This is a genomic window from Nocardia arseniciresistens, from assembly GCF_046764875.1.
Classification (GTDB): domain Bacteria; phylum Actinomycetota; class Actinomycetes; order Mycobacteriales; family Mycobacteriaceae; genus Nocardia; species Nocardia arseniciresistens.
The window spans coordinates 206508-220747 of sequence record NZ_JBKORD010000010.1; the positions used below are offsets into that span (position 1 = coordinate 206508).

Sequence of the window (14240 nt, forward strand, 5' to 3'; positions counted from 1 at the left end):
GCTAAACCGGTTGCGGTTGCACCAGTTCCGGCAACGGTTCCGGCACCAGCTCCGGAATGTCGCCGAGGTCATCGATTCCGAGTTCGGTACGCGTCGCGCTGATGACCGAACGCTCTTCTTCGACCGTGCGCGCGATGGCCTTGGTCCACAGTGTGAGAACGGCCTGCACTTCCTCGCCGGTCGCCTCGTCGTCCAGTTCGATCTTCAACCGCTGCAACGTGATATTGCGTGCCGCGGTCAGGGTGCGCAACAGATCTTCGCACCGATTCGGGATCGTGCGATCCGACAGCACTCGCAATTTGTGGGTGAGTCCGCCTCGCCCCCAAATGGTCTGGTCGATGTCCTCGCCGATGCTGTCGATGTCCTCGACGCTCTGGACATTCCAGCGGTGGCATGCGGACAACTGCTGGCGAACCTCGGTGGCCACGGCGAGCACGGAACTGACGGTGGTGAGAATCGCCTCGCGCCGCCATGTTTCGTGTTCGCGGTGTTCAGCGGCGGAATTGGTTAGCTCCACGTTGCGCTGAGCGGCCGCGAGAATCACCTGGTTCCGTTCGTCGGCGGCGGTAATCGCATCGCGATTGGTGCGGTTGTTGGTCAGAATGCCGATGAGCGCCACACCGGCGACGACCAGCGAGCTGATGAGCGGAAGCCACGGAGTCACCCACGAATCATCGCATCACCGAGTGCGGGGCCTGATCGCAACGTGCAAGCTCCCGGGCCGTCGGTCGCTTTGTTCAGGCCAGCCGCACGGTGGCCGCCGCGCGCCCGAAGATCTTGTGCCCGGCATGCGTTGCGGTGAGAGCGATTGTCGCGGTGTTGTTTTCGGTGTCGATCGACTTGACTATCCCGCCGTACTCGATCTCGCTTCGGCCGTCCGCGTCGACATAGACCGGCCTCGTCATGCGCACGCGATACTGTCGCAGCGCACCGGGGTCGCCGAGCCAGGACGTGACGAAGCCCGCGCCGAGCGCCATGGTCAACATGCCGTGCGCGACCACCCCGCGATCGAGGCCGACGAGGGCGGCCGCATCGCGATGCCAGTGGATCGGATTCGGATCACCCGAGACTCCCGCATAGTTGACCAGGTCGCCGATGGTGAGGCCGACGGTACGTGGGGGCAGCGCGTCTTCCACCGCGACCGTGTCCCGCTTTCGCGCTCGATGATGGGTGGGTGGTTCGGATTCCGGCTCCCGAGGGTTGAACTGGCAGGGTGTGAAACGGGCGGGTCGGCCCAGATCCTGGCGAATGATCTTCGACATTCCCGCCGCGATCCGCGCGGTATCCGCTGTCGGCTCCGAGCGGGCGATCAGGCTGGTCCGCGAGGCGACGACGATTTCCTCGCGCTGGTTGGTCACGGCGTTCTCGATGACGAAGAGGTCACCGCCGAAGGCCTGGCGAAACGATTGCAGCGAGATATTGCTCGCGAGTTCGTCCCCGACCAGCACAGGTTGGTGGAAGTCGAAGATCTGGTCGGTCTGCACCGTGGTCAACAAGCTGATGCCGTCGAGAATTTCGGTCAGCGCCTGCTGCACCGTGCCCGCGAGCAGTGAGAGGAAGGTCGGCGGGGCGAGCAATGCCGGATACCCGCAGGCTGCCGCCGCGTCCTCGTCCCAATGCGCGGGATGGAAATCCTGCACGGCGCGCGCGTATTCGCGAATCTTCTCTCGACCGACCTGGTAGTGATCGGTCACCCGGTAGTGCTGCCCGACAATCGAACGCAGATGAGCGACCATATCGCTCGCGCCGCTCAGATCCCCGCCGACCGCCACTTCGCTTCCTCTCGTTGTCGGTGATTCGCCATCACCGCTCTCTAGGTCGACACTTCCAGGTGCCGCCAGCTCCAGACGGTTTCGACCTCGAGCGGCGTGTCGGGTGTGACGAAGTGTGGCAGTGTGTTGAGGCCGTTGGGTGGACCCGACTGGGGTTCGACGCACACGGCCTCATCCTTCATATCGAAGACGACGACCCATTGTTCAGCGCTCTTGATGTTCAGTGCGAGGAATTCCGGCCACACGACGGTGACATCGACGCCGTCGGGCATGCCGAAGCAATCGTCCCACGGGCCGGGGGCCGGTTCGATGCGCTGTCCCGTCGGCAGGTAGTCGGTTCCACGTTGCTCCTGCCAGCTCGGCGAGAACTCGATCGCGGCGCCCCGGTGACCGGGTATCGGGTTGCGGTTGAACCACGGATGCCAGCCGGCCTGCGCCGGAAAGGCTTCGGTGTAGGCGCTCACGCGCATCGTCAACGAGAGGGTGTCCGGAGCGAGTGCGAAGGACTGCGTCACCTTGCCCGGGTACGGCCACGGGGCCACGAGTTCCTGGGCGAGGACGGCATCGGCGCCGGAAGCCATGGCTACCTCCCACGGCCTGTCGCGGACGGTGCCGTGAATTGCGTGCGGCGCGGCGTTCAGCGGTAGTCGATGGACAACCGACTCGTTCGTGAAGCGCCCATCGCGGATTCGGCCACACCACGGGGCCATGGGAAAACAGCCGAACTTGTCACCCTGGCGCAGCAGTTCGACGCCGCCGATGGCGAGGCTGCCGATCCTGCCGCCATTGGCCGCGGAAACTGTCAGACGAGCGTCGCCTGCGGTGAGCGTGATGTCTTCGACGGCCATCGGGCCAGGTCCTTTCGTATCTGCGTCGTTGGGGATGCTGCGGGGTGGAGACTGTTCGTCGGGCTCCGGTTAAGATTTGATCAGAACAGACGGCCTGTCGAGATAGGGCGCGCTGTCAAGGAGCCAAGTAGGCTCAATGTGTCGAATTGTGTCGCGACAGCGAAAGATTGGTTTTCCGTAAGGGGGAACAGTGGACGCGCTGAAGCTCGACCCGGCGGTGCTTGCCGCCTACACCACGATCGCGAATACGGTCTCGCAACAACTGGCGTCCGCGTCAGCGGTCGCGTCCGGTGCGATGAATCCGGAGCAGTTGGCCACCGATCTCGGGCTGGTCGGCGCCGGTTTCGCGGCGCGGTTCACCGAGGCGGTAGCCGAACACACGCAGGCGCTCTCGACCGCGGGCCAGCTGGTCGCCGCCTACGGGAACGTGCTGCGTAACTACAACGAGGACACCCATACCGTCGACGCGGACTCCGCGGGCGCCATCACCAAAGCAGGGGAGGCGCTGACATGAGAACCATGAGCAGCCTGATGGGCCTGCGCAGGCGGGCGGCGACCACTCCGGTCACCCCGGCCGCCGCGACCCCGACGCCGATCAGCGACTCCGACGTGGACCCGCCGATCGTCGCCGCGCTCGTGCAGCCGCTGCTGTCGCTGCGCGCCTCGCTCGGAACCGGTGTTGCCGTCCCCGACAGGGCCATCACCAGCGCATTGGCCGCGGCTTCCACACAGGCGGCCGATACGGAGGCCCCGCAGCGCGAAGGTCTGCACGCGCTGGAATCCTCATGGGAATCCACCGGCGCCGACGCCGCGGTGCCCGCGCTGCGCACCACCCAAACCCAGATCGGCGAGATCTCCGACCGCGGCCCTGCCTATTTGTCGGTGCTCGGCGACGCGCACGCGACCAGTTCCCGTGCCGCGCAACGGGTAGACCAGATCATCGAGGACTTCCGCAAGGACGCGCGGGTGATCATGGGCAACGCGAGCTCGGCCCCCGACACCGACGCCGTGATCGCCCGGGCGACCCAGGCGCTGCGCGATGCCGTCACCACGGTCACGGCGGCGCAGACGGACATGGACGGGCACACCCGGCGTCTGGACGAGATGGGTCCGCTCACGGTCACCACACCTTCCGGCGTCAGCGCCGGCCAAGGCCAGTACGTGCCGGGCGCTACCACCCCGGGCCAGTTCGTGCCAGGGAGCACCACGGGTGTGGCGGGTACCGCCGGACAGCCACTGGATCCGGCCGCGGCAGCGCAGCTGCAATTGCAGCAGGCGCTGATCTCCGCGGGAGTGCAGCTCGGCACCTCGGCGATCACCGCGGGAGTCGATATCGGCACCCACCTCATCGACAAGATCGTCGAGGTCGGCACCCATGCCATGGACACCGTGGCCGCGTCGGTCGACAAGGCGATTCCGGAGCTCATCCACCCGGGCAGCACCACAGGTGGCGGTGCCTCTGGCGGCACGTCGACGACCCCCGGCGGCTCGTCACTGTTCGATTTCGGTGCGGGAGCACCGAAGCCGACACCGGGGACCGGCGGGGCGCCTGCGCAGAACGGATCGGCCGCCAGCGCGAAACCCGACACCAAACCGGCTCCCGCACCCGCGCCGCCCGCACAGTCGGACTGGCCGAACGCCGCCGCGGACTCGCCGCTGCCGAAACCTCCTGCGCCCTCGGGCCAGCCGGGCGTGACCGGTGGGATGGCATTGCCACCGCCACCGGGATCCGGCGGGCAAGAGCACAAGCCTCGTGATGGTCAGCTCGGCGTCACTGTGCCGACCGGCGCGGTAGCCGTCCCGGCCGCCGTTATCGGCGATTTCGACGACTTCGGCGATGACACGCTCTGATCCCGGCGACTCGAGCAAGGATCAAGGGCAGGCCAACCCGTTCGATACCGGCCTGCCCATGTTGCGCCTGCCCGCCGAGCCGCCATCGAAACGGCGTCGGCAGTCTGCTCGCCGCTCTTCGGGCGCCGCGCTGACCCAGGAGGTGGACGTGCCCGAGCAGCTACCTGACCCGGAGCATGACCCGGGCGAGCCAGCGAGCCCGTCTGACCGGTCCGGCGACTGGAAGCATTGGCTGGACGCGCCGAACCCGACCGAGGAATTCTCGGACGCACTGTCCGTGCGGAGTGGATACCCGATCGACGACGAGGACACCGAGCCCGATCGGTACGACGAGCCCGGCGATCGGGTGCCGACGCTCGTCGATCGATCCGGCGGCAATCCCGGCCCGAGGCTGCGCCACCCCTCGCGCAATCGCGAGCAGGCGAGCGGTGGGGGTAGCCGACTACTGGCGGTGTTTATCGTGTTCGGCATCGTGGTGGCGATCACCGCGGTAGTGCTGCTCGCCGTGCGCGGCTCCGGCAAGCACAAGCCCGCCGTCGTGGCGACGACTCGGATATCGACTTCGGCGCGCGCCGCTGCTGCCGCTTCTGCCTCGGCAACCGCCATTACCTCAGCCACGGCCCCTACCTCCGCCACCGCGCCCACCTCGGCGACCGCCGTGCCCGAGGACGCATCGCCCGCATTCGCGACTCCCGGATGCGAACAGCGCCGCACTCCAGATGTCGTGTCCGGCACCGACCCCGGTGGCACCAGCGACGGCCCCTCCGCCATCCTCGCCTTCGAACGCGCCTACTACGTGCAGCGCTCCGGCTCCGCGGCCCGCGCCGTCGTCGCCGACGACGCCACCGTTCCCGTCGCGGAGCAAATTCAGCGTGGCATCAACCAGATACCCATCGGCACTCTCTACTGCGTGCTGATCACCCGAACCACCGTTGGTGTCGGCGATGGCCAGTCGCACTGGGAAGTCCAGCTGACCCAGCAGCACCCAGGGCAGCAAACGCAGACATTCACCCAGATCATCACCACCCGCACCGCCGCCAACCGAACCTTGATCACCGCGATCGGCGCGGCCTGATTCGACCGCCGGCAGACCCGCACATCGTGGGGGATTGACCGTGGCCCGATCGCGGGGGATGGTGGGCCGATGAGCGGCGAAGAGGTCCGTGCGGGTGTAAAGCTGACCAATCTCGATACCCCGCTGTTCGACGGCGCGGACGCGACGAAGCGGGATCTGATCGACTACCTCGAGGCCGTCGGGGATCGGCTGGTGCGGCAGTTGCGTGATCGGCCGCTCTCGGTGTCGCGGATCCGGCCGGGGCAGCAGCCGTTCATGCAGAAGAACCTGCCGAAATACACTCCGGAGTGGGTGCACCGCGTGACGATGTGGGCGGACAGCTCCAAACGCGAAGTGACCTATGCGCTGTGCGATGACGTGCGCACGCTGTTGTGGTTCGGCAACCAACGCGCGGTCGAATATCACACGACGCTATTGCTCGCCGAGTACGCCAAGGGCCCAACCCATCTCGTGCTCGATCTGGACCCGCCGCCCGGCCGACCATTCGGTCAGGTCGTGCTCGCCGCCGAACTGATCCGTCAGACACTGGAGACCGACGGACTGGCGGGCGCGGTGAAGACCAGCGGCGCCAAGGGCCTTCATGTGTTCGTGCCACTCGAGCAGGGCATCCCGATCGAGGACGTCGCCGCGGCGACCCGTGCGATCGCGGCACGCGCCGAGCGCATCGATCCCGTGCTCGCCACCACGGCGTACATCGTCGAGGACCGTGACGGCAAGGTCTTCCTCGACTCGACGCGCGCTGGTGGCGCGACCGTTGTCGCGGCCTTCAGCCCGCGCGTGCGACCGGGCGCGACGGTGTCGTTCCCACTCGATTGGGCAGACATCGGCGACATCACGCCGCGCGACTTCACCGTCCACACCGCGCCGAAGATCCTCGGCGATCGCGACCCGTGGACGGCGAATATGCCCGCGCCACAAGCATTGCCCGCGGATCTGGTCGAGGAGGGGCACACGATCCCGATCGCCAGGGTCCAGGCGATGCACGAGGGCAAGCGCCGCGCCCGCGCGCGTCGTGCCACGTAGACGGGGCTATCACGGGTGCCTACGGCCGCCAGGTCGGCGTTGCGCCGCCTGGGCTCTCGATGCGGTCGATCAGCTCGACAGTATCGGGGTGGTCTGTGCGGACTCGATCAACCAGCGACCGTCCTTTTCGACCACAACGTAGGTGAGTCGTCCCGACGAGGCAGGGAGGTTGCCTCTGGCGTCCTCACGCCCGTCGAAGACATGTTTGACACAGGCCACGATCGCGACATCGTCGCGCACGAAATGGATGTCGTCGATCTCGATCTCGGTCAGCACGTCCGCCAGTGGCGACGCCAGCGCCGCCTGCATCGCCTTGGACAGCGCGCCGATACCGCTCACCCGGCGTCCGCCGAAGTTGACGATATTCACACTCGCCGTGTGCAACGGTACGAACTGTTCCGGATCGTTCTGAAATTTCACCGCCTCCGCGACCAGGGTGTGGATGGCCGCGGTCGCGATCAACTCTCGGTCGGCGTTGTTCATAGTGTTCGACTCCGCTTCTGTCCTGGCCGTTACCCGAGCAATCCGCCGAGCATGCCGCCGCTCTGTCCGGCCTCCTGGCCGCCGCCGGTGCCGCCGATGAAGCCGCCCGGCGGCAGCTCCGAGGGCTGCACGATGACGAAGCCGCGCCCGGAGAACGACAGCGTCATACCCTCGCCGGTGCTACGACCCATCAGCCTACCGAGGCCGAAGGAGTCGTTGCGTTTGATTCCGCTCTGCAGGCTCGACGACCAGGCCACCGCCGCTTGCGGATCGGCGTAGGTCGGCTGGTCGACGTTGAGGACAACCGGGGTGCCGTGGGTGGTGATGGCAATGCGACCACGTCCGGTGAAGACGCAGTTGAACAGTCCGGCGTTGCTTGCGAATCCGGCGGCGCCCTGGACCCTGCCGATGTTGTAGGACAACGTCGAGTCGAACGCGAGTACGTTCGCGCCGTTGATGGTGAGACCGTCGGTGCCGTCGAGGTCGACGATGTGCACATCGGAGGCGGCGTTCGCGAGGAACAGGTCGCCGCGACCGGTGACCTTCATCAGCGGCACGCCCTCGCCGGTGAGTCGCTGCTGGATGGCCCTTCCGATGCCGCCGGAGCCGAGCGCCTGGAACTTCAGATCGCCCTGGTAGGCGACCATTGATCCGGCCCGCGCCATGACCTCGCCGTTGACGGCGGCCTTGATCATCTTGCCGCCCTGCTTCTGGATGCCGATGCCGGAGACTTCCGCGTGGCTGGGGTTGAACAGATCGCTCTGCATCGGCAGCGCTCCTTGCTGAGGTGATGACATCGGTGGTGCGGGTGGTACCGCGCTGGGAGCTGAGTAGGTGGGGGCGGGCGCCGGTGAGTACTGGGGCGCGCCCGTCGGTGGCTGGTATCCGGGTGCGGCGGCGGGTGGGTACTGCGGTGCTGCTGCCGGAGATTGATACCCGGGTGTCGAAGCAGGCGTGCTCGCGGGCGGGCTCGGCGGTGGTGCCGGGTCATCGTCGATGTTCACCCCGAACGCCGTCGCGATCCCGGCGAGGCCGTTGTCGTATCCCTGACCGACCGCGCGAACCTTCCACGCGTCGCCGCGCCGGTAGATCTCCACGCACACCACGGCGGTCTCGGTGGTCAGCCCGGTCATCGGGAAAGTGATTGTGCCCGAATCGGATCCGATCGTCGCGAGTAGCGAGCTCGCGCCTGCGAAGGTGGCGGGCCCGCTGCCGTCGAGGCTGGCGGTGATGACGACCTTGTCGACATCGGGCGGTAGCGCGGAGGTCTGAACATCCACCATGTCGCCGGCCCCTCGGCCGTGCCGATAGGTGACGCCGGGTCCGGCGGGCTGATTGAAGAATACGAAGTCACCGTCGGACCTGACGCGCCCGCCCGTATCCAGTAGCAGCGCGGATACGTCGACCGCGGCGGAGCAGGTGACGGTGACCGTCATACGGTCGGCGAGCGCGGGCCGGTTCTCGCCGCGGGCAAGTGCGGTCACGACGCACCGTTCCGATCGTCGATATGGCCGTATGGCGTGCGATTCACGGCATCAAGTCTCTCGCGAGTCCGGGCCGCGCGCCACCGATCAGCGATACGCGTCGCCGATCAGGGGATTCGGGCCACACCGCAGAGCATGGAGACGGCTTCGGCCCTTGGGTGGGCGCGCCAGACTTCCGGTCGCCACGTCATGACCGAGGTGATGCCGGGCGCGACGAGCTCGAACCCGGCGAAGAAGCGAGTGAACTCCTCGGTGGAGCGCAGCTGGAAAGGTACGCCGCTGCGCCGATTGGCTTCCTTCGTCTCGGCGAGGTCCTCGGCGGTGAGATGGTCGTTGGTGGCGTGGGTCATTACGAGGTAGCTGCCGGAGGGGAGGGCGTCGCACAACTGCCGCACCAGGTCGTAGGGGCCGCCGTCGTCGGTGATGAAGTGCATGACGGCGACCAGCATCAGCGCCACCGGTTCTTTCAGGTCAAGGATCCCGGTCAGGTCGGGGTGGGCGAGAATGCGTTGGGGCTCACGCAAATCCGCGTCGAGATAGGCGGTCGTGCCCTCGGGGGAACTGTCCAGCAGGCTGCTGGCGTGGGCGAGCACGACCGGGTCGTTGTCCACGTAGACGATCCGCGATTCGGGAGCGATGCCCTGGGCGATCTCGTGGACATTGCCCGCGGTGGGCAGGCCGGCGCCGATGTCGAGGAACTGCCGAATTCCCGCATCGGCCAGGTAGCCGACCGCTCTGCGCAGAAAGTTGCGGTTCTCGACCGCGGCAAGGCGGACGGTCGGGAACGCCTCGGACACCGCGTCCGCCGATTCCCGATCCGCCGGGTAGTTGTCGTTGCCGCCGAGCCAGTAGTCGTAGCGGCGCGCCTGGTGGGGCTTCGTCAGGTCGATCCTTGCCGCTGCCGATTCCGAGTCCACCACGCCCTCAATTCATCTCGACTACGGTCATGTTGTCAGCTCGAGTTGTAACCGGTAGCGATGGTGATGTCGCACCGCCCCGGAAGGGTTTCTGTCATGCAATTGCGTTACAGCCCATACGATTTCGACGTCCACAACGATCCGTACCCTTACTACGCCACGCTGCGTGAGCAGGCCCCGGTGTTCCGCAACGACAGCGACGACTTCTGGGCGCTTTCGCGGCACGCGGACGTGCTCGCGGCATTGCGAGACGCGGATCGGTTCTCCAGCGCGAACGGTCTCCGGATGGAACCGGCCTTCTGGGGGCCACAGGCCGAGCGGTTCTTTTCCTTCGTCGCCATGGACCCGCCCAAGCACACGCGCCTGCGCGGGCTGGTGACGCGAGCGTTCACCCAGCATCGTGTGCGGTCACTCGAGCCTCGACTGCGCGCGATCGCGCATACTTTACTGCAACCGCTGCTCGAACGCGGAAGCTTCGATCTGATGGGCGATTTCGCGGGCCCTTTTCCGACCGAGGTGATCTCCGAATTGGTCGGCGTGCCCGCGGCCGACCGCGACATGGTGCGCAAACTCGGCATGGAGATCATGTACACCGAAGAGGAGTCCACTGATCTGCGCCCGGAGGCGATGCGGGCGATCGGCGCGCTTGTCGGCTACTACACCGAGTTGACCATCGAGCGAAGCAACAAGCGCGGCGACGATCTGCTTTCCGGACTGCTCGACGCCGCGGACGGCGAAGATCGGCTCAGCCCGGAGGAAATCGTCGGTGTGCTGATCCTCTTGGTCGGAGCGGGCATCGAGACCACCATGCTGACCTTCGGCAACCTCTGGCATGCCGGCGCCATGCACCCGCGACAGCGCCGCAAGGCGTTCGACGGCCGGATCGATGACTGGATCGCCGAATCGATGCGATACGACCCGTCGAACCAGACCGTGCTGCGCACGACCACCGAAGAGCTCGAGTTGCACGGCGTGCGGATCCCGGCCGGTGCACGCATGCTGCTGATCGCGGGCTCGGCCAATCGGGACCCCGAGGTCTTCGAAAACCCCGACACCTTCGATCTGGACAGGGACACCAGTGCGACGGTCACCTTCGGCAGTGGCCGTCATCACTGTCTCGGTTCGAATCTGGCGTTGCTGGAACTGCGTATCGCACTACAGGAAATAGTGGCCGCGGTGGCCGACTACGAGGTCGACACCGAGCGGCTGCGACGCATCCACTCCTCCAACAACCGCGGCTTCGCGAGCTTGCCGACCACGGTCATGACACGCTGAACGAAGTCGACTGGACGGTCGTCTTTTTCGTGCATCCGTCACCAGCTGAACCGGCCGTATGCGCGTGTGTCGCGCGCGGCACGCCGGGTTTTCGGCAACACGGCAATTTTACAGTTTCGCTGTCGACCGTGTATCGACTATGAATGGCATGTGCCGTTCCCACGCGTTATCACTTGTCTGCCATCGAATCTCCTCCATCGGGAGTCGAATTGACCATCGAGCACCCCATTGAGGACGAGGTCACGCAGCTCGCGAGGAGGGTGGAGAAGGCTCGCGGCCGACTTGCGTACCAGTTCGATCCTGCGCTGACCGAGGCTCTCTCCGAGGACGAGCTGCAGGCCGAACGTCAGCTAGCCGAAAAGATTCGTGACCAAGATCGTGGTCAGCGCTGGAAGCATGTCCAGGCGGCGGCCGCCGCGGCCGACCGCGCTAGGCACACCACCCAAGCGATCGAGAAGGCCGACATCAGAGATCTCCTGGTAGCCCGCAAGGCAATTGCGGCACAGCGGCGTGAGTCGAGCCCGCATGCCAAGTTGGCATCGCTGTATCGGCACCGGTCATGGTCGCTGAAGGCACTGGCAGGCGTCGTCGCCGCGGGCATGCTCTGGTCCGCGGTCAACGTGCAGCAGAACATCGCGCCCGGCGGGCCGAGTGACCCGCTGTACTGGTTCAGCTACCTGATCGAGTCGATGATCAGTGTGTGTCTGATCATCATCATGGTCGGTACGAACAAAGTTGCCGAGTGGGGCATCCTCGACAACCGTCGACAGGTTGCCATCGCCGAAATCGCGCTGCTGTCACTGACTGTCACCCTCAACACCTACCCGTACATCCGCGACGGCAAGTGGTATGACGCCGCCGTGCACGCGGTCGCGCCGGTCATGATCGGTGTCGCGCTACTCATCCACGATGCCGCGAGCGCGCGTTACGGGCACGCCATCTCGCAGGCCACCGAGCAGGTTCGTGAACTGCCGGACCCCGCGGACCTGATTCGGCATCGACTGCCGACGGTCGCGAGCTACCGTGCGAGTGCACGGGCGGATACGCCGTCGTCGGTAGCGGCTCTGTCCGCTGCGGAACAGCACGACGAACCCGAACCCGAGCCGCGTCCGCGTCCGCGCGCCACCGAAGCATTCGTGGACCATTACGAAGTGATCGTGCCCGAGGCCGACGATGTCACGCCGCCCGCGTTCGTGATGGACATCGAGGACACGGTCCGCCAGGAGGAACGGCCGCAGGCTCCGGTGGCCACCGTGAAGACCGCGAACCGCCGCGCCCCCAGCACTTCCGGGCGCACCGCGGCGAGCATCGACGACTACGACGACGAGCCCAGCAGCGCCGAGAGCAGGCCCACCGCGCCGGTGGCCGCCAAAGAACCTGCCACCCCGACGGTTACGAAGAGCAGGCCCGCCACTGTGTCCAACGGTAAGACCAGGCCACCGGCAAGCGCCGAAAAGCCTGCGCCCGCCAAGATCGACAGCAAGTCCGTCGCGACGGTGAGTGCCGGCTCGAAGGCGAAGGCCGCCGCACGGCCGAGCGCCGAGGAAGCCGCCAAGGCAGCGGGCAAGGCCACTCCGGCGAGCGCCAAGTCCACCGCACCGGCCAAGCCCGCGGAACCAGCGCCGACCACGGCCATCGTTCGCCAAACTTCGGCCGAAGCGAAAGCCGCGTCAGCCGATCCGGACACCGACACGCTCCAGGTCGCCCGGCCGCAGGAAATCTACGACACGGGTCAGTTCCGCGTCGCCGAGATCCTCGAGCAGGAGCTCGCCGAACTGCAAGCCGAGCGGAGGCGTGCCCGCACAAGCAGGCAGCGCTGATCGCGCACTGTCGCGCGGTCGAGTCCACAACAGGGTGGTTTCTTGCGAACGGACTCAGCCCGTGGTGGTGGCGACCGAGGTGCTGACGATGATGGCGATGGTGACGGCTTGGATCTCCTGGACGGCTTTGCGTACCGCGGGGCCGCCCCAATCGCTTTCGCTGATCGCCTTGCCTCGGTTCTTGACTGCTCGCTTGTCCATGTCAGGGAACAGCTTGGGCAGCAGGTCGACGGCGTGCACGATGGAGATCAGGGCGGCGGTTCGGTCGTCGGGCCTTGCTTTGTCGACGACGACCGCACGGACTCGCTTCATGATCGCGGCTTCGACAGCGGGATCCGCGGGGTTCCAGAGCGTGGTCGGAAAGAGGCCGAGGATCTTGCCTTTGGCTTCGGTCAGATAGCCCGCCTCGGCGAGGTCGTCGAGTAGGGCGTCTTGCAGGTTCTTCGCGCGGCTGCGCCAGGAACCGAATCCGATGACCTTGGCGACCGCGTCCTTGGGTTTGCGTCCATCGGCGACGGTGACCAGGTCGGCGAGCCGCGGGTCTGCGGGTTGTCGGCCGGTCGCGACCAGCCTGCCCGGCTTGTGTTCGGGGTCGCCCTCCTCCGTCAGCCGTAGCGCTCCGTCCAGCGTGAGCTCGACGATCGCGGCGCCTGCCAGTGCCGCGCCCATCCGAGTGCTGTCCACCGACTTCCTGCCCGTGTCGTCGTTGAGGGCGAGCAGTAGAAATTCTTCCGCCAGCGTCAGCATCCCGATCTCCTGTCTGTCGCGTCATTACGGTGGCTGGACACGCAGATCTCCGGCCCCGATAACAGTTTGCCAGGATCATCTTCGGGCGCGTCCAACCGCTGGTTGTGTGCTGTTGGCCTCGAGTCGAGTGCGCGCGAATGCTCTTGGCGCAGCGGTCGAATGAGTGCAGCGATCAGGTGGTTGGGCTGGATCGACCGGGTCGCGGCGGCGGTATCGTGACCCGGCCGTCCGCAGATCACGGCGTGGAGAAGCCGATCAGGGCGCCGATGCCCGCGCCGATCGGCACCGTGACGAGGGCGCCCACACCGCCGAGGAAGAAGCCGATCACCCCGCCGATGCCCGCGCCGATGAGGGCGCCGATTCCGGCGTTGTACTGCTTACGTGCGAGTGTGTCTGCTGCCTCGTCGATGAGTTGCGCGTTCTGCTGGGTATCGACTCGCGCGCCGACGGGTGTCAGCGTCAGAGTGCGTCCCGCGTCGCTGATCTGTGGCGCGAGACCGAACTTCGCGTCGGCCGTCCGGAAGGCAAGCGGCAGTGTCGCGACGACATTGCCAGCGCTGTCGGACAGGGTGACGGACTGCGCATTACCGGTCAGCGCGAAGCTGCCCGAGGCAACGGTGGTGATTACCCCGTTGCCGTCCGCGGCAGGCGCTGCCGCGTACTCGATTCCGTGCTCGACGCCGCGCACCGCATTGTCGGTAGCGACCGCAGGCTGGGCATTGACAGTTCCCGCAGTGAGTCCGGTGGCCCCGATCGCGAGCACGGCGGTAGCGGTGAATGCATTGACCTTCATCGTGTTTCCCCACTTCTTGTGTCGGCAACGTCAGCCGGTGCTTCCCCACGAAGCCGGATCTCGGCCGCACTCATTTTCGCCCGTACACGGTGCTCGGCGGGTCGCTTTGCGAATCTCGCTGGCGCATCCGCCCTCATGTCTGCGCGCGCGGA

Annotated in this window: 14 protein-coding genes; 6 read left to right on the forward strand and 8 right to left on the reverse strand. The window is 66.5% G+C overall.

Annotation, left to right across the window (positions count from 1 at the left end):
- Window position 1: 1 nt before the first annotated feature.
- The 3 genes from ACLMAJ_RS20015 to ACLMAJ_RS20025 form a co-directional block, all read right to left on the reverse strand.
- On the reverse strand, window positions 2-664 hold the full coding sequence (locus ACLMAJ_RS20015; protein WP_412015268.1) for a hypothetical protein: 663 nt from the start codon (window positions 662-664) through the stop codon (window positions 2-4).
- Between the two features lie 73 nt (window positions 665-737).
- A complete protein-coding gene (locus ACLMAJ_RS20020) occupies window positions 738-1772 on the reverse strand; it encodes a fused (3R)-hydroxyacyl-ACP dehydratase subunits HadA/HadB (protein ID WP_412015269.1) in 1035 nt (344 codons plus the stop codon).
- 41 nt (window positions 1773-1813) lie between these two features.
- The gene (locus ACLMAJ_RS20025) at window positions 1814-2620 is read right to left on the reverse strand and encodes an aldose epimerase family protein (protein WP_412015270.1); all 807 of its coding nucleotides are present in this window, start codon (window positions 2618-2620) and stop codon (window positions 1814-1816) included.
- Between the two features lie 190 nt (window positions 2621-2810).
- Here ACLMAJ_RS20025 and ACLMAJ_RS20030 point away from each other — a divergent pair, with 190 nt between their 5' ends.
- From ACLMAJ_RS20030 to ACLMAJ_RS20045, 4 genes are all read left to right on the forward strand, one after another.
- Window positions 2811-3134, forward strand: coding sequence for a hypothetical protein (locus ACLMAJ_RS20030; protein WP_412015271.1), 324 nt, complete (start codon window positions 2811-2813; stop codon window positions 3132-3134).
- A complete protein-coding gene (locus tag ACLMAJ_RS20035; protein WP_412015272.1) occupies window positions 3131-4471 on the forward strand; it encodes a hypothetical protein in 1341 nt (446 codons plus the stop codon). The genes ACLMAJ_RS20030 and ACLMAJ_RS20035 overlap by 4 nt, the downstream gene beginning before the upstream one ends.
- On the forward strand, window positions 4458-5546 hold the full coding sequence (locus ACLMAJ_RS20040; RefSeq protein WP_412015273.1) for a DUF8176 domain-containing protein: 1089 nt from the start codon (window positions 4458-4460) through the stop codon (window positions 5544-5546). The genes ACLMAJ_RS20035 and ACLMAJ_RS20040 overlap by 14 nt, the downstream gene beginning before the upstream one ends.
- Window positions 5547-5615: 69 nt before the next feature.
- The gene (locus tag ACLMAJ_RS20045) at window positions 5616-6569 is read left to right on the forward strand and encodes a DNA polymerase domain-containing protein (protein WP_412015274.1); all 954 of its coding nucleotides are present in this window, start codon (window positions 5616-5618) and stop codon (window positions 6567-6569) included.
- A 69-nt stretch (window positions 6570-6638) separates the two neighbouring features.
- Here ACLMAJ_RS20045 and ACLMAJ_RS20050 read toward each other — a convergent pair whose 3' ends face one another.
- The 3 genes from ACLMAJ_RS20050 to ACLMAJ_RS20060 all read right to left on the reverse strand — a co-directional run bounded on the left by ACLMAJ_RS20050 (window position 6639) and on the right by ACLMAJ_RS20060 (window position 9453).
- Window positions 6639-7052: an SgcJ/EcaC family oxidoreductase gene (locus tag ACLMAJ_RS20050; protein ID WP_412015275.1), complete on the reverse strand. Its 414-nt coding sequence runs from the start codon at window positions 7050-7052 to the stop codon at window positions 6639-6641.
- A gap of 29 nt (window positions 7053-7081) precedes the next feature.
- Window positions 7082-8536: an AIM24 family protein gene (locus tag ACLMAJ_RS20055; protein ID WP_412015276.1), complete on the reverse strand. Its 1455-nt coding sequence runs from the start codon at window positions 8534-8536 to the stop codon at window positions 7082-7084.
- A gap of 107 nt (window positions 8537-8643) precedes the next feature.
- Window positions 8644-9453 (reverse strand): SAM-dependent methyltransferase, encoded by an 810-nt coding sequence (locus ACLMAJ_RS20060; protein WP_412015277.1) that lies wholly within the window; start codon window positions 9451-9453, stop codon window positions 8644-8646.
- Between the two features lie 96 nt (window positions 9454-9549).
- Between ACLMAJ_RS20060 and ACLMAJ_RS20065 the strand changes: the two genes are divergently transcribed.
- Entirely contained in the window at window positions 9550-10728 is a 1179-nt protein-coding gene (locus ACLMAJ_RS20065; RefSeq protein WP_412015278.1) for a cytochrome P450, read from the forward strand.
- 209 nt (window positions 10729-10937) lie between these two features.
- Window positions 10938-12548 (forward strand): hypothetical protein, encoded by a 1611-nt coding sequence (locus tag ACLMAJ_RS20070; RefSeq protein ID WP_412015279.1) that lies wholly within the window; start codon window positions 10938-10940, stop codon window positions 12546-12548.
- A 54-nt stretch (window positions 12549-12602) separates the two neighbouring features.
- Here ACLMAJ_RS20070 and ACLMAJ_RS20075 read toward each other — a convergent pair whose 3' ends face one another.
- Both ACLMAJ_RS20075 and ACLMAJ_RS20080 read right to left on the reverse strand, forming a co-directional pair.
- Window positions 12603-13295 carry a GOLPH3/VPS74 family protein gene (locus ACLMAJ_RS20075; RefSeq protein ID WP_412015280.1) on the reverse strand — a complete coding sequence of 231 codons (693 nt, stop codon included), beginning with the start codon at window positions 13293-13295 and terminating at the stop codon, window positions 12603-12605.
- A gap of 235 nt (window positions 13296-13530) precedes the next feature.
- Window positions 13531-14088, reverse strand: a complete 558-nt coding sequence (locus tag ACLMAJ_RS20080; RefSeq protein WP_412015281.1) for a DUF8020 domain-containing protein — start codon at window positions 14086-14088, stop codon at window positions 13531-13533.
- Window positions 14089-14240: the final 152 nt, after the last annotated feature.